This is a genomic window from Streptomyces sp. NBC_00045 (assembly GCF_045041095.1).
In the GTDB taxonomy this organism is placed as follows: Bacteria; Actinomycetota; Actinomycetes; order Streptomycetales; family Streptomycetaceae; genus Streptomyces.
This window is the reverse complement of sequence record NZ_CP108271.1, coordinates 4202676-4227146: the sequence shown is the minus strand read 5'-3', so window position 1 is coordinate 4227146 and position 24471 is coordinate 4202676. Positions and strand designations below refer to the sequence as shown.

General features: G+C 71.4%; 22 protein-coding genes and 1 pseudogene. 8 read left to right on the top strand and 15 right to left on the bottom strand.

What is annotated here, in order from left to right; genetic code table 11:
• Positions 1-23 precede the first annotated feature (23 nt).
• From OHA65_RS19770 to OHA65_RS19760, 3 genes are all read left to right on the top strand, one after another.
• Positions 24-1445 (top strand): FAD-binding oxidoreductase, encoded by a 1422-nt coding sequence (locus OHA65_RS19770; RefSeq protein WP_327284410.1) that lies wholly within the window; start codon positions 24-26, stop codon positions 1443-1445.
• Positions 1442-2284 carry an arylamine N-acetyltransferase gene (locus OHA65_RS19765; protein WP_327284409.1) on the top strand — a complete coding sequence of 281 codons (843 nt, stop codon included), beginning with the start codon at positions 1442-1444 and terminating at the stop codon, positions 2282-2284. Before OHA65_RS19770 ends, OHA65_RS19765 begins: the two co-directional genes overlap by 4 nt.
• A gap of 167 nt (positions 2285-2451) precedes the next feature.
• Positions 2452-2937, top strand: a complete 486-nt coding sequence (locus OHA65_RS19760; RefSeq protein ID WP_371644200.1) for a hypothetical protein — start codon at positions 2452-2454, stop codon at positions 2935-2937.
• Positions 2938-3169: 232 nt separating this feature from the next.
• Here the strand turns inward: OHA65_RS19760 and OHA65_RS19755 are convergent, their stop codons facing one another.
• Entirely contained in the window at positions 3170-4024 is an 855-nt protein-coding gene (locus OHA65_RS19755; RefSeq protein WP_371644198.1) for an arylamine N-acetyltransferase, read from the bottom strand.
• 2 nt (positions 4025-4026) lie between these two features.
• Positions 4027-5031: an aldo/keto reductase gene (locus OHA65_RS19750; protein WP_327284406.1), complete on the bottom strand. Its 1005-nt coding sequence runs from the start codon at positions 5029-5031 to the stop codon at positions 4027-4029.
• A gap of 118 nt (positions 5032-5149) precedes the next feature.
• Between OHA65_RS19750 and OHA65_RS19745 the strand changes: the two genes are divergently transcribed.
• From OHA65_RS19745 to OHA65_RS19735, 3 genes are all read left to right on the top strand, one after another.
• The gene (locus OHA65_RS19745) at positions 5150-6091 is read left to right on the top strand and encodes an NADP-dependent oxidoreductase (protein ID WP_327284405.1); all 942 of its coding nucleotides are present in this window, start codon (positions 5150-5152) and stop codon (positions 6089-6091) included.
• A 143-nt stretch (positions 6092-6234) separates the two neighbouring features.
• Positions 6235-7467 (top strand): hypothetical protein, encoded by a 1233-nt coding sequence (locus OHA65_RS19740; RefSeq protein ID WP_327284404.1) that lies wholly within the window; start codon positions 6235-6237, stop codon positions 7465-7467.
• Complete coding sequence (locus tag OHA65_RS19735) at positions 7464-8876, top strand: hypothetical protein (RefSeq protein ID WP_327284403.1); 1413 nt, start codon at positions 7464-7466, stop codon at positions 8874-8876. Before OHA65_RS19740 ends, OHA65_RS19735 begins: the two co-directional genes overlap by 4 nt.
• Here OHA65_RS19735 and OHA65_RS19730 read toward each other — a convergent pair.
• The 6 genes and pseudogenes from OHA65_RS19730 to OHA65_RS19705 form a co-directional block, all read right to left on the bottom strand.
• Positions 8860-9426, bottom strand: coding sequence for a DUF4291 domain-containing protein (locus tag OHA65_RS19730; RefSeq protein WP_327284402.1), 567 nt, complete (start codon positions 9424-9426; stop codon positions 8860-8862). The two genes, OHA65_RS19735 and OHA65_RS19730, sit on opposite strands and share 17 nt — an antisense overlap.
• Positions 9427-9547: 121 nt before the next feature.
• Positions 9548-10731: pseudogene (gene aroC / locus OHA65_RS19725) on the bottom strand (chorismate synthase).
• Entirely contained in the window at positions 10728-11918 is a 1191-nt protein-coding gene (locus OHA65_RS19720) for a 3-hydroxybenzoate 6-monooxygenase (protein WP_328763244.1), read from the bottom strand. Before OHA65_RS19720 ends, aroC begins: the two are co-directional and overlap by 4 nt.
• Positions 11919-11942: 24 nt before the next feature.
• Complete coding sequence (gene aroA / locus OHA65_RS19715) at positions 11943-13214, bottom strand: 3-phosphoshikimate 1-carboxyvinyltransferase (RefSeq protein ID WP_327284399.1); 1272 nt, start codon at positions 13212-13214, stop codon at positions 11943-11945.
• On the bottom strand, positions 13211-13618 hold the full coding sequence (locus tag OHA65_RS19710) for a transketolase-like TK C-terminal-containing protein (protein ID WP_371644194.1): 408 nt from the start codon (positions 13616-13618) through the stop codon (positions 13211-13213). The genes aroA and OHA65_RS19710 overlap by 4 nt, the downstream gene beginning before the upstream one ends.
• Before the next feature lie 4 nt (positions 13619-13622).
• Positions 13623-14324, bottom strand: coding sequence for an SDR family oxidoreductase (locus OHA65_RS19705; protein ID WP_327284397.1), 702 nt, complete (start codon positions 14322-14324; stop codon positions 13623-13625).
• Positions 14325-14546: 222 nt separating this feature from the next.
• On the opposite strand from OHA65_RS19705, the gene OHA65_RS19700 reads away from it, so the two are divergent.
• Positions 14547-15014: an AtaL-like protein gene (locus OHA65_RS19700; protein WP_371644192.1), complete on the top strand. Its 468-nt coding sequence runs from the start codon at positions 14547-14549 to the stop codon at positions 15012-15014.
• Positions 15015-15089: 75 nt separating this feature from the next.
• Here OHA65_RS19700 and OHA65_RS19695 read toward each other — a convergent pair whose 3' ends face one another.
• The 5 genes from OHA65_RS19695 to OHA65_RS19675 are packed head-to-tail and all read right to left on the bottom strand — an operon-like array spanning position 15090 to position 19984.
• Positions 15090-15398, bottom strand: a complete 309-nt coding sequence (locus OHA65_RS19695) for a hypothetical protein (RefSeq protein ID WP_327284395.1) — start codon at positions 15396-15398, stop codon at positions 15090-15092.
• Positions 15395-17278: an anthranilate synthase family protein gene (locus OHA65_RS19690; RefSeq protein WP_327284394.1), complete on the bottom strand. Its 1884-nt coding sequence runs from the start codon at positions 17276-17278 to the stop codon at positions 15395-15397. The genes OHA65_RS19695 and OHA65_RS19690 overlap by 4 nt, the downstream gene beginning before the upstream one ends.
• Positions 17275-17955 (bottom strand): isochorismatase family protein, encoded by a 681-nt coding sequence (locus OHA65_RS19685; protein ID WP_327284393.1) that lies wholly within the window; start codon positions 17953-17955, stop codon positions 17275-17277. Before OHA65_RS19685 ends, OHA65_RS19690 begins: the two co-directional genes overlap by 4 nt.
• 58 nt (positions 17956-18013) lie before the next feature.
• Positions 18014-18784 carry a 2,3-dihydro-2,3-dihydroxybenzoate dehydrogenase gene (locus tag OHA65_RS19680; RefSeq protein ID WP_327284392.1) on the bottom strand — a complete coding sequence of 257 codons (771 nt, stop codon included), beginning with the start codon at positions 18782-18784 and terminating at the stop codon, positions 18014-18016.
• Positions 18785-18814: 30 nt separating this feature from the next.
• Positions 18815-19984, bottom strand: a complete 1170-nt coding sequence (locus OHA65_RS19675; protein ID WP_405762208.1) for a 3-deoxy-7-phosphoheptulonate synthase — start codon at positions 19982-19984, stop codon at positions 18815-18817.
• Between the two features lie 302 nt (positions 19985-20286).
• On the opposite strand from OHA65_RS19675, the gene OHA65_RS19670 reads away from it, so the two are divergent.
• A complete protein-coding gene (locus OHA65_RS19670; RefSeq protein ID WP_327284390.1) occupies positions 20287-21315 on the top strand; it encodes a transaldolase family protein in 1029 nt (342 codons plus the stop codon).
• Here the strand turns inward: OHA65_RS19670 and pabB are convergent.
• A complete protein-coding gene (gene pabB, locus OHA65_RS19665) occupies positions 21242-23464 on the bottom strand; it encodes an aminodeoxychorismate synthase component I (RefSeq protein ID WP_405762206.1) in 2223 nt (740 codons plus the stop codon). The genes OHA65_RS19670 and pabB overlap by 74 nt on opposite strands.
• Positions 23465-23487: 23 nt before the next feature.
• Positions 23488-24228, bottom strand: a complete 741-nt coding sequence (locus OHA65_RS19660) for a class I SAM-dependent methyltransferase (protein WP_327284388.1) — start codon at positions 24226-24228, stop codon at positions 23488-23490.
• Between the last annotated feature and the right edge of the window lie 243 nt (positions 24229-24471).

Sequence of the window (24471 nt, the reverse complement as noted above, 5' to 3'; positions counted from 1 at the left end):
CGTCAGCGAAAGGAACGTCATCCGTGACCAACACCGCCGAGACCACCACCGCCGTGACCACCGACGACTTCGCCGCGCTCGCCGCAGAGCTGCGCGGGCCGCTGCTCCTGCCCGGCACCGACGCCTACCAGGACGAGACGGAGACCGGCTTCAACCGGATCCTGGCGGACAGCCGGCCCGCCGCCGTGATCCTCGCCGACGGCACCGCCGACATCATCGCCGCCGTGCGCTTCGCGGCGCGCCGCGGCATCGCCCTCGCCGTCCAGGCCACCGGGCACGGCGTCGCACGGCCCGCCGACGGCGCGCTGCTGATCAACACCCGCAACCTGCGCGGCGTACGGATCGACCCGCGCACCCGCACCGCCCGCATCGAGCCCGGCGTCCAGTGGAGCCGGGTCATCGAGGAGGCCGCGGCCTTCGGCCTGGCCCCGCTCAACGGCGCCTCCCCCGGCGTCGGCGTGGTCTCGTACACCCTCGGCGGCGGCCTCGGCCCGCTCGGCCGCTCGTACGGTTACTCCGCCGACCACGTGAAGAACATCGACCTCGTCACCGCGGACGGCGAACTGCGCCTGGTGTCCCCCGAGGAGCACCCGGACCTGTTCTGGGCGCTGCGCGGCGGCAAGGGCAACTTCGGCGTGGTCACCTCCATCGAGATCGGCCTGTTCCCCGTCACCCGGCTCTACGGCGGCGGCCTGTTCCTGCCCGGCGAGCACATCGACGAGATCCTGCGCACCTGGCGCGACTGGACGCGGACCGTCCCCGACGCGATGCAGTCCTCCATCGCCGTGATGCGCTTCCCCGACATCGACGTCCTGCCCGAGCCGGTCCGCGGCCGCTTCCTCGCCCACGTCCGGATCGCCTTCAACGGGTCGAACGAGGAGGGCGAGGAACTGCTGCGCCCGCTGCGCGAGATCGCCCCGGCCGTCCTCGACACCGTCGCGGACATGCCGTACACCCGGGTCGCCGAGATCAACATGGACCCGACCATGCCGTTCGTGTACTTCGAGCGCTCCACCCGGATCCGCGAGCTCGACGACGCCGCCATCGACACGCTGCTCCCGCTGATCAAGGAGGGCGTGGACGCGGTCCGACCCGGCATCGAACTGCGCCACCTGGGCGGAGCCCTGGGCCGGCAGCCCGAGCACCCCAACGCCCTGCCGCACCGCGAGACCGCGTACACGCTGTTCGCGGGCGCCCCGGTGTGGCCCGAACACATCGAGGACGTACGGGAGTTCCAGGAGCGGCTGATCGAGACGATGGAGCCCTGGCGCATCGGCGGCCCGTTCCTCAGCTTCATCAGCGCCCTGGAGAGCACCCCCGAGCACCTGCGCTCGGCGTACGACGAGGCGACGTACGCCCGGCTCGTCGCGGTCAAGGACGCGTACGACCCGCAGAACGTGTTCCGCGTGAACCACAACATCCCGCCGACGGGGTGGTCCCGATGACGGAGGAGAGGACGAAGACCATGCTCAGCGATGCGATGGTGGACGCGTATCTGGAGCGCATCGGCGCGCGCCGGCCCGAGAAGGCCGACATCCACGCCCTGCGCCACCTCCAGGAGCGCCATGTGCTGTCGGTGCCCTTCGAGAACATCGACTACCACGTCGAGGGCGCCGAGCTGGGCCTTGAGCGCGAGTTCCTCTACGACAAGATCGTCACCCGCCGGCGCGGCGGCGGCTGCTACGAGCTGAACCCCTCCTTCGGGCACCTCCTGGAGGCGCTCGGCTTCTCCGTGGAGATCCTCGCCGGCCAGGTCTTCCTCGGTGGCGCGTTCGGCGCCCCGCTGTGCCACCTGGCGCTGCGGGTGCGCTTGGAGGACCAGGACTGGCTGGTCGACGTGGGCTTCGGCAAGAACAGCCGGTTCCCGCTCCAGACCGCATCGGCGGAGGTCCAGAAGGACCCGCACGGCGCATACCAGGTGACCCGGCCCGAGGAGGGCTTCCTCCAGGTCCACTTGAACGGGAACGTCCAGTACCGCCTCGACGAGCGGCCGGTGCGGATCGGGGACTTCTACCCGACCCTGTGGTGGTACCGCAGCGCGCCGGACTCGGTGTTCCTGCACAACCTGATCTGCTCGATGCAGAACGACGCCGGCCGGGTCACCGTCAACGGCCGCGAGCTGACGCGCACGGACGAGAACGGCACCGTGACGACCCTGCTCGCGGACGACGCCGCCCTGCGCGCCGCTTACGAGGAGAACTTCGGCATCGTCATCGACCCGGCGGCCATGCCGAAGCAGCCGGACGTCGACCCGGCGATCCGCATCATCATGCAGATCGACTGATTTCTCTTTTCATTGTTCACACACCCCTGTGCCGCACGCGTCCTGCGTGCGGCACAGGGGTTTTTCGTGGACCTGACGAATCGACATCCGGTCTATACCTCCTATGAATTCACTGCGCCATCATAGGAATTGCCGGAATACACATCGATTCCTTGGGAGAGATTCACATGCGCAAGAGCACCCGCATCAAGGTCGCCGTTTTCGCGGGCGTCGCCGCGCTCGCCACCGCGACGGCCGTCACGGGTTCGGCGAACGCCGCGGTCGAGGGCGGCAGCGGCTGCTACACCCTGCCGGGCAGCTGGAAGGTCGTCGACGACAACACCCACGACACCTTCCTCGGCAGCTACTACGGCAGCGCCACCGCCACCACCGGTGTCGTCAACTTCACCTCGCCGAACAACACCACGACCGCCTCGCACGGCGAATGGCGCCAGACCGGCTGCGGCACCTACTCCGACACCGACACCGCCTTCCTGATCGGCACGGACGGCAAGGCCGCCTCCACCATCACGTTCAAGGCCAACATCACGGTGACGGGCAAGAACACCGCCAACTTCGACTTCGCCTTCACCATCAACAACCTCGACGGCTCCTTCGTCACCAGCGGCGCCTCCACCGGCAAGGCCACCCGCATCGCCGTCCAGCCCCGCTGACCCCCCACCCCCCTGCGCACCCCCCCTGCGCACCACCCCCGCACCACCCGCACCCCCGCTGCACCCCCCTCAGGCGTCCGCCGTACGGGCCCGGCTCCCCCCAGCCGGGCCCGTACGGCTTTGCCGTGAACGGGCGGCTGCGCCCCCGCGGCCCCGACGGCGAACGGAACGGGGCCCGCGGTGCGCACCGGCCGGGTGCGCGCCACGGGCCCCGCAGGGTCCGTACGCAGGCTCAGGAGGGCTCGGGGGCGGGCAGCGCGGCCACGACCACCGCGACCTCCTCCTCGGTCAGCTCGATCTCGAACTGCTTGGCCAGCAGCTCGCGCACCTCCGCGTCCACCACGTACCGGACCTCGCCGGTGCCGTCGGCCCGGGTCAGGGTGAGCTTGCGGTGGTTGAGGTTGAGCCGCCAGTCCTCCGCGATCCGCTCCAGGAAGACCCGGCCGGTGAACGGCGAGCTGGAGTGCGTGGAGATGAAGTAGTTCGCCACCACGCAGTCGATGTGGTGGTGCCCCTCCGTGGCGTACCAGTACAGGGGGAACCAGTCGTCGTCCCGCTTCAGCGAGAGCACCCACTCCTTGTCGGCGCCCCCGACCCGGGCCAACCGGTACACCCAGCCGTTCTGCTCCGAGACGATCCCGTCGGAGACGAGGAGCGGCTCCAGCGGGCCCTCGTCTCCGAAGCCGACGTCGGCGAGGTACGTCTCGTCGCCCACGGCCACGCTCAGGATCAGGTGCGTGCGGGGCAGCGGCTTGGGCGCGTCGAGGATCGGGCGCGCGTACAGCCGGGTGACCTCGTACCCCAGCCGCTCCAGCAGGAGGGCGAAGAGCATGTTGTGCTCGTAGCAGTACCCGCCGCGCCTGCTGCGCAGGAGCTTGTCCTGCATGACGTCCACGTCGAGGTCGATGCCCCGCCCCAGCAGGATGTCGAGGTTCTCGAACGGGATGGTCAGGGCGTGCGCGCGGTGCAGCCGCCGCAGGGTCTGCGCGTCCGGCTCCAGCGGCCCGGTGATGCCGAGGCGGTCGAGGTACGCCCCGACGTCGAGGCGGTCGGCCTGCCACTGGGCGGCGCTGCCGATGGGCCGCATGCTCAGCCCTTCTTCTCGCTGTCGAGCATGGCCATGCCCTCGGCGTCGAAGCGCGTGCCGGCGACCTCGTCGGCGGGGACGGCCCGCTCGATCTCGGCGACGTCCTCGGCGGTGAGCTCCAGGGAGAGCGCGCCGAGCGCCTCGGTCAGCTGGTCGCGGCGGCGGGAGCCGACGACGGGGACGACGTCGACGCCCTGGGCCATGGCCCAGCCGATCGCCAGCTGCGAGGTGGTGACGCCCTTGGCCTCGGCCACCTTGCCGAGCGCCTCGACCAGCTGGAGGTTGCGGTCGAGGTTCTCGCCGCTGAACCGCGGGAAGTTGCTGCGGCCGTCGTCGGAGGCGGCGGCCCGCTGGTGGTTCCAGCGGCCGGACAGCAGGCCGCGGGCGAGCACCCCGTACGCGGTGATGGCGGTGCCCAGCTCGCGGGCGGTCGGCAGGATCTCGTCCTCGATGGCGCGGGAGAGCAGCGAGTACTCGATCTGGAGGTCGGCGATGGGGTGCACCGCGGAGGCGCGGCGCAGGGTCTCCGCACCGATCTCGGACAGGCCTATGTGCCGGACGTGCCCGGCGTCGACCATCTCCTTGATGGCGCCGATGGTCTCCTCGATCGGCACCGCCGGGTCGAGGCGCGCCGGCCGGTACACGTCCACGTAGTCGGTGCCGAGCCGCTGGAGGGTCTGGGCGAGGGAGTTCTTCACGGCCTCGGGGCGGCAGTCGACGCCGAGGATGCCGCCGGAGGGGTCGCGCAGGACGCCGAACTTCACGCTGAGGGTGAGCTGCTCGCGGTCGTGGCTCTCCAGCACCTCGCGCAGGAGGAGCTCGTTGTGGCCGCTGCCGTAGAAGTCGCCGGTGTCGAGGAGGGTGATCCCGGCCTCGATGGCGGCGTGCGCGGTGGCGACTCCCTCGGCCCGGTCGGCGGGCCCGTAGAAGTCGGACATGGACATCAGGCCGAGGCCGAGAGCGGATACCTCGGGGCCGGCCGAACCAAGTGATCGCAGCTGAGTCATATACCCCAGCATTGAGCAGGCCACTGCGGCTCGAAAACCATTCCACCCCGGTCTGTCAGGTCGTGAATGGCCGGATATCGATGGGGATTCGGCTTTGCGAGTTGAGATCATCGAATGCATGACAGAAACCATGCGCACCGTCCGCCAGGAGTCCCTCGGCGGAATTGAAGTACTGAACTTGACGGATTCCCCGCTCCCGATTCCCGGCTCCACGGAAATTCTGGTAAAGACCCACGCCGCCGGCGTCAATCCCATCGACTGGAAGATCCGAGCGTACGGACTGTGGCTGACCCCGCCGTTCGGCGTCGGCTGGGACGTCTCCGGCACCGTCGTCGCGGTCGCGGCGGGCGAGAACCGCTTCAAGGTCGGCGACGAGGTCTTCGGCCTGCCCTCCTTCCCGCACGAGGCCGCCGGGTACTCGGAGTACGTCGCGGCACCCGCCCGCCACTTCGCGCGCAAGCCGGGCACCTTGGACCACGTCTCCTCGGCCGCCCTGCCGCTCGCCGGGTCCACCGCCTGGCAGGCATTGATCGACGGCGCGGACATCCAGGTGGGCCAGCGGGTGCTGATCCACGCGGCGGCCGGCGGCGTCGGCCACCTGGCCGTCCAGATCGCCAAGTCCCGCGGCGCGTACGTCATCGGCACGGCCAGCGCGGCCAAGCACGAACTGCTGCGCGAGCTCGGCGCCGACGAGCTGATCGACTACACGGCGCAGGACTTCGCCACCGCCGTGCAGGACGTCGACGTCGTGCTCGACCTGATCGGCGGCGACTACGAGGACCGCTCGCTGCGCACCCTGCGCCCCGGCGGCCTCTACATCGGCGTGACGAACCCCCTCGCCATCGAGGAGATCACGGTGAAGGCGACCGCGGCGGGCGTCCGCGCCATCACGGTCAACGTGGCCCCCGACCACGTGGTGCTGGCCGAACTGGCCGCCCTCGCGGACTCGGGCCGGCTGCGCCCGCTGATCGCGGAGACCTTCCCGCTCCAGGAGGTCCGCAAGGCCCACGAGCTCGGCGAGTCGCAGCACACGACGGGCAAGATCGTCCTCACGGTCTGATCCGCAGCCGCCGTACCGCCCCTCGGCCGACGGGCGGTACGGCGGTGACGGGTGGCGCCGTGGTGACGGGTGGCGCGATGGTGACAAAAACACATGTGACGACCACTTAAAGTGATCATGTGTTGTCGCCGACGATGGTCGGCATGAAGGGATCTCCCCCATCGGACTCCGGCGGTGCGGACGACGACGCCGAGGCGCAACGGGCAGGGGTGCGGCAAGAGGCCACCGCGTCGGGCGAGGCCCGCGTGTACCAGGCCGGCCGCGACATGCGCGTCCTCGACATCCGCATCCCTCGCGGCATCCGGAACACGTTCCTCGTCCTGCTGGTCCTGGCGCTGCTCGGCGGCGGGGCATGGGCAGTGGTGCACTGGGTGCTGCCGTCCTACGCGCCGACCTACAAGACGCAGTTCCTCATGGACGCCACCGCCGCCGATGCCGCGGACGCGGCCGCCGTCGCCGCCTCCCTCGGGACCGTCCTGGGCAACTCCGGCGACTCCGACGCCCTGGCCCTGCGCCGCTTCGGCGGCGAGTGCGGAGCGGACGGCAACACCAAGCTGCTGGTGGACTTCGGCACCGACAACCGGCAGGACATCGTCCGGGCCGCACGGCAGGCCCCGGTGGGCGGCCGGGCCACCTTGCTGCGGGGCATCGTCCAGGCCGTGGACGACTTCACCACCACGTTCGCGATCGGCGCCGGTCAGCGCGCCAAACAGGTGAACCGCATCGTCGTCGTCACCCGACACGGCAAGGACGCCTGCGACGACGACACCGACTTCGTCCGGCGCGAGATCGGGGAACGGATCCGCGCAGCCGGGCTGGACATCGAATTCCGCCTGATCGGCTACCAGGTACCGGAGGACCAGAGCGAAGGCCTGAAGTCGATCGCCGGCGCCGGCTCCAACCCGACCGAACCGGTCTTCGCGAACACGCAGGCGGACCTCGACGCGGCCCTCGAATGGTCGACCAACACCGAACCGGTCCTGCGGAACGCCACGAAGATCGTGGACGTCCTCAACCCCACCGTGACCCGCATCAACACCGCCGTACAGGAGATCACCGACGGCCGGCTGGACGAGGCCGGCCGCAACCTCGACCGGGCCCGGGAACCGCACATCGGCACCGAGTTCGAAGACCTCGGCGGACGGGCCAAGACCCCGGAGGGACGCGACATCAACGACCGGGCGGCGGACCTGCGGGAGCAGCAGGAGACCGTGCTCGACACCGCCGACCGGCTGCTGGAGGCGGCGCGCTCCAAGGCCCCGCTGGGCCCCCGGCACGAGGCCTTCGAGAAGGCCGCCGCCGACTACAACACCCGGGTGGAAGCGATGAACAAGGCACTCGCCGCACTGCGCGCCAAAGCCCCGGCGGCTCGATGACGACCCCTGCGGCCCGGCCTCGCAGGCGCTGGTTGCGGATCGCCCTGGCCGCCCTCGCGGTGGTCGTGATCGGCATGGGGGCGACCGTCGTGTACGTCGTCCGGTCCACCCCGCAGTACCGCACCGCGTTCCTCGTCGACACCTCCGACCCCGGACCGTCCGGTGCGCAGCGGGACTTCGGCGCCCTCGCCGACTCGGTCGGCGCGGCGGTCCGCAACGCCGGGGACGGCGACGCGCTCTCCCTGCGCCGCTTCGGCGGCGGCTGCGGCGAACCGGACAACACGGAGGAACTCGTCAGCAGCGCGACCGGGAACGGGAAACGGATCGGCGCGGCGGCACGCGCGCTGACGCCCGGCGGGAAAGCGACCCTGAGCAGCGGGCTCCTGGCGGCGATCGACGACTTCTCCGGGCGCTACCCCTTCCGCGGCAGCAAGCGCAACCGGATCGTCGTGGTGACCACCCAGGGCACCGACGGCTGCGGCGGCGACCCGGTCGCGATGAACGAGAAGGTCCGCGACCGCATGGACCGCCTGGGCCTGCACCTGGAGTTCCGCTTCGTCGGCTACCGGGTACCCGTCGCGGAGAAGGAGGTCCTGACCCGGCTGGCGTCGGCGACCCGCAGCGCCGCCCCGCAGTTCACCCAAGACGCCGCCGAACTGAACGCGGTGCTGGAGAAGCTCGTGGTCCCCACCCTGCCCGAGGCGAAGCCGATCGAAGTGCCCGCCCAGGAGGTCCCCGTCACCGCCTGTACGCAGGACGCGCCGTCCGAGTATCCCCTCCCGACCGTACCGCCGGAGGCGCTGCCGTCCGTAGCGCCCTCGGTCCGCCTGCCGAACCAGGTCAAGCTGCCCGCCGGAGCCCGGGTCTACGCGGCACGCCCGAACAACCACCTGATCGCGCCCGCGGGCCAGACGTGCGCCTACACCTATTTCGAATCCGGAGCCAACTGGCAGCTGAGCGTGAGTGACCACCCCGTCCTCATGGAGGGCTACGGGCAGGGCCTGACGGTCAGTGAACTGAGCGGCAGGGCCACCGACTGCTCCGACTTCGGCAAGACCTCGCCCGAGCTGCTGGAACAGCTGCCGCCGGACGTCACGGAAAGCGCCTGCAAGGAAGCCGACACGGGCAGGACCGTGAACATCCCCAGCGGCGTCCCGGGGCTCTACGTGGGGACCAGCCGCGAAGACCGGTCGACCGATGTCAAAGCCATGCTCCACCTGCTGCGTTTCCGCGGCGCGCACCCCACCACCAACGGCCTCGTCTGCCTGCTCCCCAAGGAACAGGCAGACGTCTGCACGGCCTCGCTCACCTACTTCTTCCTCCAGCAGACGGCCGGAACGGACATCTCCGCCGCCGACCGCGACCGCGTGATCGCCGCCATCGAGGCCTACGTCAAGAGCCTGCCGTGAGGCGGTGGCCGATCTCCGGAGGGAGCGGGTAGGGGCGCTGCGGCGGGAGCAGGCGTCCGGCACTTGCGCAGTGGCTCGTCCGGGCCAGGTCCGCGATCTTGCGGGCCCGGGCGGTGACGTCCGTGATGTCGACCAGCCAGTCGTCGACGTACCTGCGGATCAGACCGCGGCCGATGCCGACCTGGATGCTGTACTGGTTGAGCGCCCCTCCCCGCAGGGAGCGCTCCGGATCCCATTGGACGTGGACCGGTGCCCCGGCGACGGCGGCCGGGTCCGAGGTCGTCAGGACGGCCCGGGAGAGGGCCTCTTCCCATCCTTCCCGGGTGATCCGCACGGCGAGGATGCGTTCCTGGCCGGGCTTGCGGGCCCAGTTGCTGCGGTGCATCAGCCACAGGAACGACGGCTTGATCCACGTCATGCGGTGGAAGGAGAACGGCGGCACGAACCGGCCTGCCTCCAGGGCGGGAGCGGCCACGGCGGGCGAGTACGCCTGGTAGACCACGATCGTCCGAGCGTCGTAGTCGGCTCGTACCTCGTACAGCGGTGGCATGTACGCACCCTGCCAGCCGCCCCGGCAGCTCGGCGAGCCGTGTTTTCCCACGGCCGCCCGGTGGGAGGCGCGCGGCGGGAGCCCACGGTGGGGCACGGGGTGTCCGTGCCCCCTCCCGCGATCAGCCGATGCGCAGCGCGTCGAGGTACGACCGGACGTTGCGCCGGGTCTCGGCCACCGAATCGCCGCCGAACTTCTCCACGACCGCGTCCGCGAGGACCAGGGCGACCATCGCCTCCGCCACGATCCCGGCCGCCGGGACCGCGCAGACGTCGGAGCGCTGGTGGTGCGCCGCGGCCGCCCCGCCCGTGGCCACGTCCACCGTGGCCAGGGCCTTCGGGACCGTCGCGATCGGCTTCATCGCCGCCCGGACGCGCAGCAGCTCGCCGGTGGTCAGACCGCCCTCGGTACCGCCCGAGCGGCCCGAGGTCCGCCTGATGCCCCCGGGGGTGGACACGATCGCGTCGTGCGCCCGGGAGCCCGGCACGCGGGCCAGGTCGAAGCCGTCGCCGACCTCCACCCCCTTGATCGCCTGGATGCCCATCAGCGCCGCCGCGAGACGGGCGTCCAGGCGACGGTCCCAGTGGACGTGCGAACCGAGCCCACCGGAACCCCGTGGGCCAGGACCTCGACGACACCCCCGAGGGTGTCGCCGTCCGCGTGGGCCTGGTCGATCGCCGCGGCCATCGCCTTCGACGCGTCCGCGTCCAAGCAGCGCACCGGGTCGGCGTCCAGCCGCTCCACGTCCCCGGGCAGCGGGTACACGCCGTCCGGGGCCTTGACCGCGGCCAGCTCCACCACGTGCGACACGATCTCGATGCCCGCGACCTCCTTGACGAAGGACCGCGCGATCGCGCCGAGGGCGACGCGCGCTGCGGTCTCACGGGCGCTCGCGCGCTCCAGCACCGGCCGGGCCTCGTCGAAGCCGTACTTCTGCATGCCCGCCAGATCCGCGTGGCCCGGACGCGGACGCGTCAGGGGGGCACCCCGGCCCGTCGCCTTCAGCTCCGAGGGGTCCACGGGATCGGCCGACATGACCTTCTCCCACTTCGGCCACTCGGTGTTCCCGACCATGACCGCGATCGGCGACCCCAGCGACAGACCGTGCCGGACACCGCCGAGGAACGTCACCGCGTCCTGCTCGAACTTCATCCGCGCACCGCGCCCGTACCCGAGCCGCCGCCGCGCCAGATGGCCGGCCACCAGCCCGGTGGTGACCGGAACGCCGGCGGGAAGCCCCTCCAGCGTCGCGACCAGCGCCGGGCCGTGCGACTCCCCGGCGGTCAGCCAGCGCAGCCTGCTCAACGGGCCGCCTCGGTCCCGAAGTCGTACGCGTCGTGCAGCCAGGCCACCTTGTCGTACATGTCGTCGTCCGACAGCGAAGCCAGCATCGCGTTGCGCTCGACGCGCGCGTCGCCCGCCGCGTGGTACAGCTGCCGCCCCATCTCGCGCGCCACCAGCTGCACCTGCCCGGTCCGTTCGCGCCGCGCCGCGTTGTACTTCTCCAGGCGCTGCTCGTAGTCGGCCGGGCAGCCGTCGAGCAGACCGCTCAGCAGCACCGCGTCCTCGACGGCCTGGCAGGCTCCCTGGGCGGCGTACTGGAGCATCGGGTGCGCGGCGTCGCCCAGCAGCGCCACCCGGCCCTCGGTCCAGCGGTCGACCGGGTCGCGGTCGCACAGCACCCAGGCCTTCCAGTCCCGGCCCAGCTCCAGCAACCGCCGGGCCGCTCCGGACAGTTCGGGGAAGGAGTTCAGCACGTGGCCGTGCTCGGCCGGTACGCCGGCGACGGCCTCGGTGGCGCCGTCGTCGCGGGTCGCGGCGAGGTTGAAGTGCTCTCCGCCCGCGATGGGGTAGTGGACGAAGTGCCACTTCGGGCCGGCCCACAGGGTGACGGTGTTCCACCGCAGCTCCTCGGGGACCTCCGACATCGGGATCACCGACCGGTAGATGGTGTGCCCGGAGACCCGCGGGGAGCCGTCGGCAACCATCTGCTGCCGGATGGCGGAGTGCAGCCCGTCCGCGCCGATCAGGGCGTCGCCGGTGATGCGCCGGCCGTCCGCGAGGACGGCGGAGACCGCGCCCGCCTTCTGCTCGTACGCCACCACGTGGTGGCGGCCCAGCAGTTCGACGCCGGGGTGCCGGCGGGCGGCCTCCAGCAGCGGCAGGTACAGGTCGACGCGGTGCACGACGGCGTACGGGTTGCCGAACCGGGCCCGGTACTTCTCCTTCACCGGCATGGCGGCGACCTTCTCGCCGGTCGTGCCGTCCATGAAGCGCAGCTCGTCGATGAAGACGGCGCGGTCGCGGACGTCCTGGCCCACGCCCAGCAGGTCGAGGGCGTGGAAGGCGTTCGGGCCGAGCTGGATGCCCGCGCCGACCTCCGTGAACACGTCCCGGCGCTCCAGCACGGTGACCCGGTGTCCGCGCTTCGCGAGTCCGAGCGCCGCGGCGAGGCCACCGATGCCACCGCCGGCGATGAGTATGTCGGCCATGGGTTTTTCCCATCCCTTTCGTTGTCAGTGACTGTGGGTGCCCGAGCGGTGGGCCGGGAAGAGCCGTCCCAGTTCGGCGTGGAAGCCGGGGAAGGTCTTGCCGACACAGGACGGGTCGTCGAGGGTGATGCCGGGGACGCGCAGGCCCAGTACCGAGAACGCCATGGCGATCCGGTGGTCCCGGCGGCAGGCGATCCGGGCCGCGGCGGGGCGGCCCGGGTGGACGGTGAGCCGCTCCGGTCCGGATTCGGTGCGGACCCCGAGCGCCCGCAGGTTCTCCTCGACCGCGGCGATCCGGTCGGACTCCTTGAGCCGTGCGTGCCCGATGCCGTGCACCGTGATCGGCGCGTCGGCGAGCGGGGCCACCGCGGCGAGCGTCATGAACGTGTCGGAGATGTCGCCCATGTCGACGTCGAAGCCGCCGCGCAGTGGTCCGGTGCCGGTGACGGTGGTCGCCCGGTCGGTGATCTCCACCCGGGCGCCCGCCCGGCGCAGCACCTCCACGAAGCCGAGGTCGCCCTGGACGCTGCCGCGGCCGAGGCCGGGCACGGTGACGGTGGTCCCGGTGACGGCGGCCGCGGCGAAGAAGTACGAGGCGGTGGACGCGTCGGGTTCGACGTCGAGTTCGGCGGCCCGGTAGCCGCCGGGCAGCACCTGGATCGCGCCGTCCTCGAACTCGTCGACGTACGCGCCGAAGTGGCGCATCAGCGCCTGGGTCATGGTGATGTACGGGCGGCTGACCAGCCCCGCGCCCCGCACGGTCAGCGGCCGGCGCATCAACGGTCCCGCCATCAGCAGCCCGGTGAGGTACTGGCTGCTGAGCGAGGCGTCGACGGTCAGCTCGCCGCCGGTCAGGCCCCGGGCGGCGACGGTCAGCGGCAGTCCGCCGACCGGCTCGGTGACCCTGGCGTCCGCACCGAGCCGGCCCAGTGCGTCCGCGAGGGGGCGCAGTGGCCGGGCGCGCAGCTGGTCGGTGCCGTCGAAGGTGAAGGCGCCGCTGCCGGTCGCCGCGAACGGGGGCAGGAACCGGGCGGCGGTGCCCGCGTCCTCGCACCACACCGCGCCGCCGGCGGCCGGGGCGCGCCCGCTCCCGGTGACCTTCCAGCCGTCGCCGTCCGGGGCGACGGGGACGCCGAAGCCGGCCAGGGCCTCCCGGAAGGCGATGGTGTCCTCGCTGACCAGCGGGGCCCGCAGCAGCGAGACCCCGTCGGCCGCGGCGGCCAGCAGCAGCGCCCGGTTGGTGATGCTCTTGGAGCCCGGGATCCGGGCGGTCAGCACGGCCGTGGCGCTGGTCACGCGCCCTCCCGGTGTCCGGCGCGGGCCAGGCCGGCCCGGGCGGTGGCGGCGACCCGCTCGGCGCAGAAGCCGTGCTGCGCGTAGAGGGCGGTGTACGGGCCGCCCGGGGCGAACTGGTCGAGGCGGACCGGGATTCCGGCGTCGCCGAGCAGCTGGTACCAGCCGAGCGCGGAGCCGGCCCGTACGGACACGCGGGCCCGGACGCCGCACGGCTGCGGGCCCGGGGTCGACACGACCCGGGCGGCGATGCCCTCGCGGCCCAGGATGGCGCGGGCGTCGCGGGCGATGTGGACCTCACCGGCGGTGGCGATCAGCACCACGTCGGGGTCGGTCCGTACGCGGCCCTGCTTGGACCAGCCGGGCTCGCCCGGGTCGTCGACGGCGGTGGTCGTGGGAGTGGTCACGGCTCTACTCGCTCGTCTTGCGGTCGAGCACGAGGTCGTGCCCGACGATGTACGCGGCGGCGTCGGAGCAGAGCCAGACCACGGTGTCCGCGATCTCCTCGACGCTGGCTCCCCGGCCGAGGGGGCAGGGGCTGATCGCGTTGATGCGGATGGACTGGGAGACGTACTCGCGGGCCGCGGTCCGGGTCAGGGCGCTGACGGCGGCCGTGGAGGCGGCGTACGCGCCGAGGCCGGGGAGCATGCCCTGGGAGCCGATGTTGCTGGCGGTGTTGACGATGACGCCGCCGCCGGCGGTCTCCATGTGGGCGATCTCGTGCTTCATGGACAGCCAGACGCCGGTGAGGTTGGCCGTCAGGGTGTGGGCCCAGACCGTCTCGTCGATGTCCGCGACGGACTGGTGGGGGCCGAGTTCGGTGGTGTTGTTGAAGGCCACGTTCAGGGCGCCGTGCCGGCGCACGGTCTCGGCGACGACGTATCCGGCGCCGGTGTCGGCGGCGGCCGTCGTGTCCGACACGTCGGCGACCACGCTGTCGGCCCGCCCGCCCTCGTCACGGATCAGTTTGACCGTTCCTTCGAGCGTCTCCGGGTGGCGGCCTGCGACCACCACCAGGGCGCCGAGCCGGGCGAAGGCAACCGCCGCTGCCCGGCCGATGCCTTCGCCTCCTCCGGTGACGAGGACGACCTGGCCGTCGAACCGTTCAGACATCAGCGTTCTCCTGATTCTCCGCGTCGGATTTAACGGGAAGGCGCTCTGTGGAACGCCGCCAACCAACCGTCACACTGCAAGAGAAGGGCGCCGGTGAGGCAGTGGAATCCGGTCACTTCGTCAGGTCCTCGGGGCAGGTGACGTAATGCCCCGCCGCGCTTTGACACGGTCGTTCTCCCGACCGATGCTGCACGCCGGCCCAGCGGCGGAAAAGGGAGATCAATGCTGACGCTTTCATGGACCCGTCCAGTCGTCGGCGCAGCTCAGAAGGGGTGTCCGGCTCCCACGCGGGAGAGCCTGTGGCAGGCTCTGCTCCACAAGGCGGAGTTCCCCACCGGTTATGTTCCGGCCATTACGGAATGCCGGATCAACGAGCGCTACGCCGATGGATTTCTCCGGGAAATCCGGCGCGGTGAGCTGACGTTCCTGCAACGCGTCACTCCGCAGGAGAGTGCCGGACGCATTACCTACCGGCATCTGAACGACACCGACATCGCCGAGATACGCAACGAGATCGGCGAGGACGAGGACGGCCGGCTCACGCTCACGCTGAGCATCACCCTGACCGACCGCCCGGCAGCGGCGATCCTGGCGCAGAACACCTATCTGCGGGACCTGGACAGCGATTTCCACGGCACGCTGGACGCCATGACGGAGGTCCTGCGCGACGTCCTGAGCAAACGGTCGTGAGCCCACGCCGACGGCCCCCCACACCCCGGAAGGGACGTGAGGGGCCGTCGGTGTTCTCGTCGGTGTTCTCGTGGCTCACACCCTCCCGGGCAGCTCGGGGACACCCTCGACGGTCGCCTCCACGTCGAACACCGTGTACTGGACCGGGGCCCGCCCGATCAGCTCGGCCGCCCGCGGGGCCAGCGGCTGCGCCGCCGCCTCCGCGGACTCCCACAGCATCACCGCGCCCCAGCGCTCCGTCTGCGGGTCCGCGATCCAGAACTTCAGGCGCAGCCCCTCGACCGCGGCGAACCGGTCGATCGCCTCATCGCGCAGGTACGCCCGCAGCGAGTCGCTGGTGTGCCCCGAGCCCTTCAGGTCCCACCATGCCACCGTCGCCTTCATACGGCCTGCTCCCGGAGCAGTCCGGAGAGGGCCTCGCTGACGATGCGGATGCCGTCCTCGGTGAGCACCGACTCGGCGTGGAACTGCATCGAGCGGAAGCCCGGACCGCGCAGGGCGTGGACCTCCCTGGTCCCCGGCTCCCGGCACACCTCGACCGTGCCGATCCCGGGCACCTCGACGGAGTCCGAGGCGCTCTGCGCGGCGAAGGTGTTGTAGAAGCCGACGCGCTCCCGGCGCCCGAACAGCTCGATCTCCCGCTGCACGCCCTGGTTGGGCTGCTCCCGGCGCTTGAGCGAGAAGCCCAGCTTGGTGCTGAGCACCTGGTGGCTGAGGCAGACCGCGAGGAACGGCCGGCCCTCGGCGAGCAGGACGTCCACCGCGGACCGCAGGTGCGCGATCTTCGGGTGGTCCACGTCCCGCGGGTCGCCCGGCCCCGGACCCATGACGACCAGGTCGTACGGGGCGAAGCTGTACGGCTCGTCGAACCGGCAGACCGTGACGTCGGCCTCCATGGCCCGCAGCTGGTGCTCGATCATCGCGGTGAAGGTGTCCTCCGCGTCGACCACCAGTACCTTGCGGCCCACCAGCAACGGCACCGGCCGGGCCCGGGAAGCGTCGTCGTCCAGCCAGAACCCGGCGATCGTGGCGTTGCGCCGGCTCAGCGCCGCCCGGACGTCCGGGTGGTCGCCGAAGCGGCGCGGCCCCGACTGCTCGAACATCGCGAGCAGGCCCGCCGCCTTCGCGCGGGTCTCGGCGACCTCGGACAGCGGGTCCGAGTGGCGCACGAGGGTGGCGCCGACGCCGATGCGCATCCGGCCGCCGGCGTCGATGTCGGCGGTGCGGATCAAGATCGCCGAGTCCAGCGTCCGCTCGCTGTTCTCGTCCTGGCCCATCAGGGCCAGCACACCGCTGTAGTAGCCGCGGCCCCCGGGCTCGTACTTCTTGATGACCCGGCCCGCGCTCTCCAGCGGGGACCCGGTGACCGTCGGTGCGAACAGGGTCTCGTGGAGGATCTCCCGGGGGTCGCGGGAGGTGCGGCCCTCGATGAAGTACTCGGTGTGGGCGAGGCGGGCCATCTCCTTGAGGTACGGCCCGACGACCCGGCCGCCCGATTCGCAGATCCGGGCCATCATCTTGAGTTCCTCGTCGACGACCATGTACAGCTCGTCGGCCTCCTTGCGGTCGGCGAGGAAGTCCATGACGCCGGGCAGTTCGGGCCCCGAGGCGGGGAACCTGTACGTGCCGCTGATGGGGTTCATCACGGCCCGGCCGCCGGAGAGGCTGACGTGGCGCTCGGGCGAGGCGCCGATGAGGGTGCGCCCGCCGGTGTGCACGATGAACGTCCAGTACGCGCCGGTCTCCCGTTCCAGCAGCCGGCGGAAGAAGCGCAGGGCCGCGGCGACGGAGTACTCGCTGATGTCGGCCACGAAGGACCGCTTCATCACGAAGTTGGCGCCGGCGCCGGTGCCGATCTCGTCCGCGATGACGCGGCGGACCGTCTCGGCGTACGCGTCGTCGTCGATGTCGAAGTCGCCGCCCGCCGCGAGGTGGACGGGGGCGTCGGGGATCGCGGCCAGGACGGTGTCGAGCGGCACCTGCCCCTGTTCCTCGATCACCATCGCGAGCAGCGGGGTGCCGTCGTCGGGCGCCTCGAAGCCGCGCTCGGCGAGCTGCCGGTACGGGACCAGGGTGAGCACGTCCTGGCGGGCCCCGGCGCCCGCTTCGACGTCCCGGAGCGGGATGTCGGCGAGGGTGGCCGCCTCGGTGAACTCACCGAGGAAGAGGTCGAGTTGCCGGGTGACGGTGGTCTCCGGACGGTGGATCAGCGCGAAGGCCGGCGGCCGGCCCGTCAGGATCTGGCCCAGCAGGTCCGCGGTCATGCGGATTCCCCTCCCGCTCCCGCGTACGCGGCCACCCGGTCGGGGAGGGCGGTCAGGAGCTCCTTGGTGGTGGTGAGGCGGGCGCAGCGGCCGGCGGCGTATGCGAGCGCCATCCGGTGCTCCTCCCAGCTGAAGTCGGCGATGGCATCGGCGACGAGGAAGGGCTGGATGTCGTTGGTGAACGCGTCGACCGCGGTCATCAGGACGCCCACGTGGGCGTACACCCCGCAGATGATCAGCTGGTCGCGGCCCTGCGCGCGCATCCGCTCCAGCAGGTCGGTCTTGAAGAAGGCGCTGTAGCGCCACTTGGTGAGCATCCAGTCGCCGGCGGCGGGCGCCACCGGGTCCACGACCTGGCGGTGCTCCGGGCTGGGCTGCATGCCCGGTCCCCAGAAGTCCTTGAGGAGCCCGCGCTCCTCGGGTGTCATGCCGCCCGGCTGCGCCGTGTACGCGACCGGGATGCCGAGCTCGGCGGCGCGTACGCGCAGCTCGCCGGCGTTGCGGGACAGGTCCACGACGGGCTGCTCGCCCGCCGGGAAGGCGGCCAGGAAGTACTTCTGAAGGTCGTGCACCAGCAGGACGGCGCGGTCGGGATCGACGTCCCAGTCGACGGCGGAGGCGGGCAGGTCGGCCGCCGACGGCATCGGATAGGGGCTGATCGCAGGTATGCCTGCCATGCCTTTCTCCCTCTCGTTCACGCTCTCGTTCACGGTTCGCTGACGGGTCGCACCGTTCTCAGGCACCGAGCGCCGCACCGCCGTCCACGGTGAGGTCGTGCATGGTGATGTGGGCGGCCTTGTCGGAGAGCAGGAAGACCACCGCTTCGGCGACGTCCTCGGGACGCGCGAGCTTGCCGAGCGGGATGCCGACGCGGTACGCGTCCGGGACCCCGTCGATGGAGGCCCGGGCGCTGCTCTCGTCCTCCCACATGGAGTTGAGCATGGGGGTGTCCGTGGAGCCCGGCGCGACGAGGTTCGCGCGGATGCCGAACTTGGCGACCTCCAGCCCCAGGCACTTGGTGAACATCGTCGCGGCTGCCTTGGAGGCGGCGTACGCGGACATCTCGGTACGGGCGGTGCCCGCGGCGTTGGAGGCGATCGTGACGATCGCTCCCCGCCGGCGCGGCACCATGCGGTTGACGACGGCCCGGGAGACGAAGAAGACCCCCGTGGTGTTGACCGCGAACGTCGTGCTCCACTCCTGGTCGGTCAGCTTGCGCGCCTCGGCGAGCCGCAGCACGCCGGCCGCGTTGACGAGGAAGTCGAGCGGTCCGACGAGCGCCTCGACGTCGTCGACCAGCGCCTCGACGTCGGCGCTGGCGGTGACGTCGGCCGGGAACGGGTCGACCCGGCCGCCCTCCTCGCCGACGGACTTGGCCACGTCGCGCAGGCGGTCGGCGTCCCGGTCGACCGCCGCCACCCGGACGCCCCGGGCGGCCAGGGCACGGACGATGGCCTCGCCGATGCCGCCTGCCGCTCCGGTGACCAGAGCGATCTTTCCTTCCATGATGGAGTAACCCCCTCTTTTTCTTCGGCCTCAGCCGCGCCAGGCGGAGGCGACTTCGATGGCCTGCTCGGAATTGAGGCGCGGGTCGCAGAACGAGGTGTACTTCTCACCCAGCTCGTCCACGTGGTATTCGTCGGAAACGCATTCGTGGACCTGGTCCGGAGTCGTTTCCAGGTGGAGTCCGGCCGCCACCCCGCCGTTGTCGACCACGGCCTTCTGGAATTCCTCGACCTCACGTACGACGGTTTCGACGTAACGGGTCTTGATTCCACCGGGCGCGCTCACGGTATTTCCGTGCATCGGGTCGCACATCCACAGCACCGGGTGCCCGGCCTCGCGGACCGCCCGGACCAGCTCCGGCAGCTTCTCGGCGGCCGCGCCCTGCCCCATCCGGGAGATCAACGTGAGCCGGCCCGGCTCGCGCCGCGGGTCGAGCCGCCCGCACAGCTCCACCAGCTCGGTCGGGGTCATCTTCGGGCCGACCTTGGTGGCGACCGGGTTGGCGATCGTCGCGAAGAGCTCGACGTGGGCGCCGTCCAGCTCGCGGGTGCGCTCGCCCATCCACGGCCAGTGCGTCGACGTCAGCAGCACCGAGCCGTCCGGCTGCGTGCGCAGCATCGGGCCCTCGTAGTCGAGCAGGAGCGCCTCGTGGCTGGTCCACACCGGGGCCTCGGCCGCGGAGGGGCGGCCCTCGCCGTGCCAGCCGAGGGAGGCCATGGCCCCCGAGGCCGCCTGATAGCCGGCGACGAGGCGCTGCGGGTCCGGTCGGCGCAGCTCGGGGTCCGGTTCCGGGCTGTTGACCATGTGTCCGCGGTAGACGGGCAGCTCGACCCCGGCCACCGTCTCCGTCGGGTTGGAGCGGGGCTTGCCGAACTGCCCGGCCAGCCGGCCCACCCGGATGACGGGCTTGAGCGAACGCGTCTTCATGACACCGGCCAGCACGTCGAGGAGCGCCGCCTTGCGCGCCACATAGCCGGGGGTGCACTCCGCGGGGTCCTCCGCGCAGTCGCCGCCCTGGACGACCTGCACCTCGCCCCGCGACGCCGCGGCGAGCAGGGCGCGAAGGTCTTCGACGTCCTCCCGACGAACGAGTGCGGCCGAGTCCGCGAGTTCGGCCCTGGCATTCTCCAGGGCGTCTTCATCCGGCCAAACGGGCTGCTGGCCCGCGGGCAATGATTTCCAGCGTGCAACACCGTACATGTGGCACCTCCCAGTGCTGAACCTGCCGTGACATCAGATGCAGCCAGAAGTGTGTGAAACAGCCATTCGAGTGAACCACCATAGATTCGCCACTCCGTCAGGTGGGCGCGTATTCGGTCAGGTCCCTTGGAGGATTTAGAAATAAACCTGACGCATTATCGGGACCGGTACGTCCGGGCGTCCGCCGGCCCTTTAGGGTCCGCACACCGCGAGGGGGGAAGGGAGCGCCGTCACCGCCGTACTTGACACACCATCAACGGCTTCATTCAGGCGCAAGGTCATGACGTTCTAAGGTCGGTCCCGTGGTGAGTCAAGGAGCGGGAGCGCTGCTGAAACAACTGGTGTCCGAGGGGGTCTCGCCGTGGCTGAGCGCGCAGGATCCGAGAGAGTTCGACGCCGGAGTCAGGTATCCGACCCTGGGCACCCACTTCCACAACGCGCTGGCACCGGCGGGCAGTAGCCTGGCCCAGCTCCGCCGGGCCTGCGACCTCCTGCTGCCCGTGTTCGAGGTGAGCAAGGGCATGGTCGGGCAGGTCTCCGTACCGGTGTCACCGCGCTGGGCCCATGACGCGAAGGCCCTGGGCGCCGCCGCCCGCGCTCTGCACCGGTCGGTGGCCCGCCGCAACGCGCTCGTCCGCATCCCCATGACCCCGGCGGGCCTGGAGGCGCTGACCGACTGCCTCGCCGACGGGATCGGGGTGCACGCCGCGATGGTCTTCTCGGACGAGCGGTACGCCGAGGTGCTCGACGCCTACGTCGCCGGGCTGGAGCGGTCCCTGTCCTGCGGCCGGCCGCTCGGCGACGCCCCCATGGTGGCCTCGTTCCCGGTGGGCCTGTTCGACGCGGAGGTCGACGCCCGGCTGGACGGGCTGGGCGTCGACCCCGGCCACGAGGTGCGCGGCGCCGCCGGTCTGGCCGTGGCCCGCAGGATGTACCGGCTGCGCGAGGAACGGCTGTCCGGGGACTGGTGGCGGGTGCTGCGGGCCAACGGCGCCCCGCAGCCGCGACTGCTGTGGGGCACCGGCGCGGACGGCGGGGTGGGCGCCCTGGTGGGCTGGAACACCGCGCTCGCCCTGTCCGTGGACACCCTGGAGGCCGCCGCGCAGAAGCCGGAGCTGACCGGCGACACCCTCCTCAACGCCGACGCGGAGGCGACCTGCGCCCTGCGGGCCCTGGACCGGCTCGGCGTCCCCGCCCGGGAGGTCGCGGCCGTGCTGGAGACGGCGGGACTCGCCCGTCTCCAGCACAGCTGGGAGATCAGGACGGGATCCGGTCTCGCTGCCTCTCCGGGAACCGGGTGTTCGTCAGCGCCAGCAGCGGAGCTGCCTTGACGGCCGTCTCCTCGTACTCGGCCGCCGGGTCGGACAGGGCCACCACGGCCCCGCCGACCCCGTACCGGACCCGGTCGGCCGTGACCGTGGCGGTGCGGATCACGATGCTCAGGTCCGCGGCGCCGGACAGCGAGAAGTAGCCGATGGCGCCCGAGTACACCCCGCGCGGGCCGGCTTCCAGCCGGTCGATGATCTGCATCGTGCGGAGCTTGGGGGCACCGGTCATGGAACCGCCGGGGAAGGCGGCGCGTACGCAGTCCACTGCCGACAGCTCCGGTCGCAGGCGCGCCCGTACGGTGCTCACCAGTTGGTGGACGGTGGCGTACGTCTCGACCCGGAACAGGTCCTCGGCCTCGACCGAGCCGGGTACCGCGCACCGGCCGAGGTCGTTGCGGACCAGGTCGACGATCATCAGGTTCTCGGAGCGGTCCTTCTCGTCGGTCAGCAGGTCCGCGATCAGCTCCGCCTCCTCCCGCGCGGTGGCGCCGCGCGGCCGGGTGCCCTTGATGGGGGACGACTCGACGAGCCCGTCGCGCGAGACCCGCAGGAACCGCTCGGGCGAGGTGCTGAGCACGGACAGCTCGCCGAACTGGAGCAGCGCGGCGAACGGCGCCGGGCTGGTGCGGCGCAGGGTGCGGTAGGAGGCCCAGGGGTCGAGGTTGGCCTCGGCCTCGGCCATGTTGGTCAGGCAGACCTCGTACGTCTCGCCCGCGGCGATCTCCTCCAAGCAGGTGTCGATGAGGTCCAGGTAGGCGCCGCGGTCGTGGCGCAGGCTGATCTCCCCGCTCGGGGCGGTCGGCCGGGGATCCGGCAGGCTCAGGCCGGCGAGCGCGGCGAGCCGTTCCCCCGTGCCGATGAGCCAGGCGTCGGCCGCGGCGGCGGACTCCTCCCCGGTCCCCTCCACCAGCGCGAGCAGGTACGTGGTGTTCTCGGCGTGGTCGAAGACCAGGGCGCGGTCGGCGAAGACCATGGTGGCGTCGTCGACGGGCGAGCGGTGCACGAGGTCGCCGCCGCATTCGGCCTTCAGTTCGTAGCCGAGGTAGCCGACCCAGCCGAGCGTGAAGTCGAAGGGCAGCTCGGGGAGTTCGGTGTGCAGGGAGCGCAGGTCGCGGTCGAGCCACTCCAGGAAGGGAGCGGCGACCAGCTCGCTCTCCCCGCCCGCCGACTCGACGGTGACGCACCCGCTCCACACGTCGGCGGTCGCGACGCGGGCGAGCGGGCCGGTGGCGTCGCCCATGACCGAGAACCGGCCGCGTTCGCCGCCGGGCAGGCTGCTGTCCAGCCAGTAGGCGTGGTCGTTGCCCCGGAAGAGCTGGTCGTAGACCGTCTCGGGGCACCAGCGGGTGGCCAGCCTGCTCACGGCCGGCCGCAGCCTGCGGACCGGGGCCCCGGCGGCTGCGGGAGCCGGACCGGCAGCGGGGGCGGGCGCTCCGGCCGGCGCGGCAGCGGGGGCGGGGGCGGGCGCTCCGGCCGGCGCGGCAGCGGGGGCGGGGGCGGGCGCTCCGGCCGGCGCGGCAGCGGGGGCGGGGGCCCGGCGAGGGCTCCGCGGCGCCCGGTCCGTGCGTTCCGCCTGGTGCGCACGGGTCAGCCCGGCGAAATTTGCAAGCAGCTCGATCCCATACCGACTGCAAATCGACTCGGGGTGGAACTGCACCCCCCACATCGGCCGCGACCGGTGCCGCAACCCCATCAGGATGCCGTCCGGCGTCCACGCGGTGGCTGCGAGCTCGTCCGGCAGGTCCGTCACGGCGAGCGAGTGGTACCGGACCACCTCCAGCGGCGAGGGCAGCCCGGCGAACAGCCCGGTGCCGTCGTGCAGGACGGGCGAGGTGCGGCCGTGCCGGGGCTCCGGCGCCCGGTCGACCGTGGCGCCGTGGACGTGGCCGATCCCCTGGTGGCCCAGGCAGATGCCGAGCAGCGGCAGCTGCGAGTGCTCGATGACCTCGGCGCAGATGCCGAAGTCGGCTTCCCGGCGCGGAGTACCGGGACCCGGTGAGATGACGACGTTGTCGAAGGCGTCGAGTTGTGCGATCTTCCAGTGCGGGTCGTCATTTCGAACGACTTCCGGCTCTCGTCCATTGACCTGGGCCAGATAGTGGAAGAGGTTATAAGTAAACGAGTCGTAATTGTCTACAAGAAGCGTACGCACGATGAAATATCCCCCCGGCTAAATCAGGCCTGGATTGGCTTGATTTCGAGCAGCATGTGCTCGACCATGTCCTCTCCGTACTCCCCCTCGCGGACGCGGCAGCTCGCCACCGTCGACAGCTCGCGCCCGCTGACGTCCGCCAGCTCGTGCAGCGCCGCGAGGTCCCCCCGGTCGCTGAAGTGGAGCAGGACGCGGCCGCCCGGTGCGGTCCAGTGCACGGCCTGCTCCAGGTAGCGGCGGTGTGCCTGGTAGCCGGTGTCCACGTACGCCCGCTCGTGCACCGACTTGTACTCGTAGCTCTCGGGCCCCATCACATAGTTGGAGCTCCAGAAGACCACGTCGAACCGCTCGTCCTCGCGCAATCCGGAGAACAGGTCGCTGTGCAGGGCCTGGAGGCGGTCCCCGACCCCGTGCCGGTCCGCGTTGACGGCGGCGTTCTCCACGGCGGAGGGGCTGATGTCGGCCGCCACGACCCGCTCGTATCCGAACAGGGCTGCCGTCACGGCTATCACGCCGGTGCCGCAGCCGATCTCCAGGAACGAACCAGAACGCGGGCTCGGCGCCACCTCGTTGAGGCCGAGCAGTTCGAGGGCCACGCCCGTGGAGGGGGAGTAGACGGGGGCGAAGACCTCGTCGAACAGGTCCCACTCGCGGTCGCCGAGCGTGAACACGCGCGGCCGGTCCTGCCGGGTCAGGGACAGGCGGCTGCGGAGCAGCGACCGCTCGTAACTCTGAAGCTGGGACAGCTGTGACAGCTGTGACATGCGAATCCCCCCAAGGAAACGTCAGGCTGCGGTGGTGGCGTCGACGGCGGCGATGGTGGTGTCGGCACCGGAACGCTCGGTGATCAGCCTGCCCTTGAGTGAGCCTCGACCAGAAGGTGGTCAGATGACAGCGTCGCTCATGGACCGTGGTGATCCGATCACCCTCCGCGTCCCTGACCTGGATCGAATCTCAAGTGATTCTTGACCGGTTCTTGCCCCAAGAGATACTTTCAGGCAGGTCCG

What these genes read in the sequence shown, in the direction of transcription:
- OHA65_RS19765 (WP_327284409.1), top strand. Translation starts at nt 1,442, where the DNA reads ATGACGGAGGAGAGGACGAAGACCATGCTCAGCGATGCGATGGTGGAC.
- OHA65_RS19760 (WP_371644200.1), top strand. Translation starts at nt 2,452, where the DNA reads ATGCGCAAGAGCACCCGCATCAAGGTCGCCGTTTTCGCGGGCGTCGCC.
- OHA65_RS19755 (WP_371644198.1), bottom strand. Translation starts at nt 4,024, where the DNA reads ATGCGGCCCATCGGCAGCGCCGCCCAGTGGCAGGCCGACCGCCTCGAC.
- OHA65_RS19750 (WP_327284406.1), bottom strand. Translation starts at nt 5,031, where the DNA reads ATGACTCAGCTGCGATCACTTGGTTCGGCCGGCCCCGAGGTATCCGCT.
- OHA65_RS19745 (WP_327284405.1), top strand. Translation starts at nt 5,150, where the DNA reads ATGACAGAAACCATGCGCACCGTCCGCCAGGAGTCCCTCGGCGGAATT.
- OHA65_RS19740 (WP_327284404.1), top strand. Translation starts at nt 6,235, where the DNA reads ATGAAGGGATCTCCCCCATCGGACTCCGGCGGTGCGGACGACGACGCC.
- OHA65_RS19735 (WP_327284403.1), top strand. Translation starts at nt 7,464, where the DNA reads ATGACGACCCCTGCGGCCCGGCCTCGCAGGCGCTGGTTGCGGATCGCC.
- OHA65_RS19730 (WP_327284402.1), bottom strand. Translation starts at nt 9,426, where the DNA reads ATGCCACCGCTGTACGAGGTACGAGCCGACTACGACGCTCGGACGATC.
- OHA65_RS19720 (WP_328763244.1), bottom strand. Translation starts at nt 11,918, where the DNA reads ATGGCCGACATACTCATCGCCGGCGGTGGCATCGGTGGCCTCGCCGCG.
- OHA65_RS19705 (WP_327284397.1), bottom strand. Translation starts at nt 14,324, where the DNA reads ATGTCTGAACGGTTCGACGGCCAGGTCGTCCTCGTCACCGGAGGAGGC.
- OHA65_RS19700 (WP_371644192.1), top strand. Translation starts at nt 14,547, where the DNA reads ATGCTGACGCTTTCATGGACCCGTCCAGTCGTCGGCGCAGCTCAGAAG.
- OHA65_RS19695 (WP_327284395.1), bottom strand. Translation starts at nt 15,398, where the DNA reads ATGAAGGCGACGGTGGCATGGTGGGACCTGAAGGGCTCGGGGCACACC.
- OHA65_RS19690 (WP_327284394.1), bottom strand. Translation starts at nt 17,278, where the DNA reads ATGACCGCGGACCTGCTGGGCCAGATCCTGACGGGCCGGCCGCCGGCC.
- OHA65_RS19685 (WP_327284393.1), bottom strand. Translation starts at nt 17,955, where the DNA reads ATGGCAGGCATACCTGCGATCAGCCCCTATCCGATGCCGTCGGCGGCC.
- OHA65_RS19680 (WP_327284392.1), bottom strand. Translation starts at nt 18,784, where the DNA reads ATGGAAGGAAAGATCGCTCTGGTCACCGGAGCGGCAGGCGGCATCGGC.
- OHA65_RS19675 (WP_405762208.1), bottom strand. Translation starts at nt 19,984, where the DNA reads ATGTACGGTGTTGCACGCTGGAAATCATTGCCCGCGGGCCAGCAGCCC.
- OHA65_RS19660 (WP_327284388.1), bottom strand. Translation starts at nt 24,228, where the DNA reads ATGTCACAGCTGTCACAGCTGTCCCAGCTTCAGAGTTACGAGCGGTCG.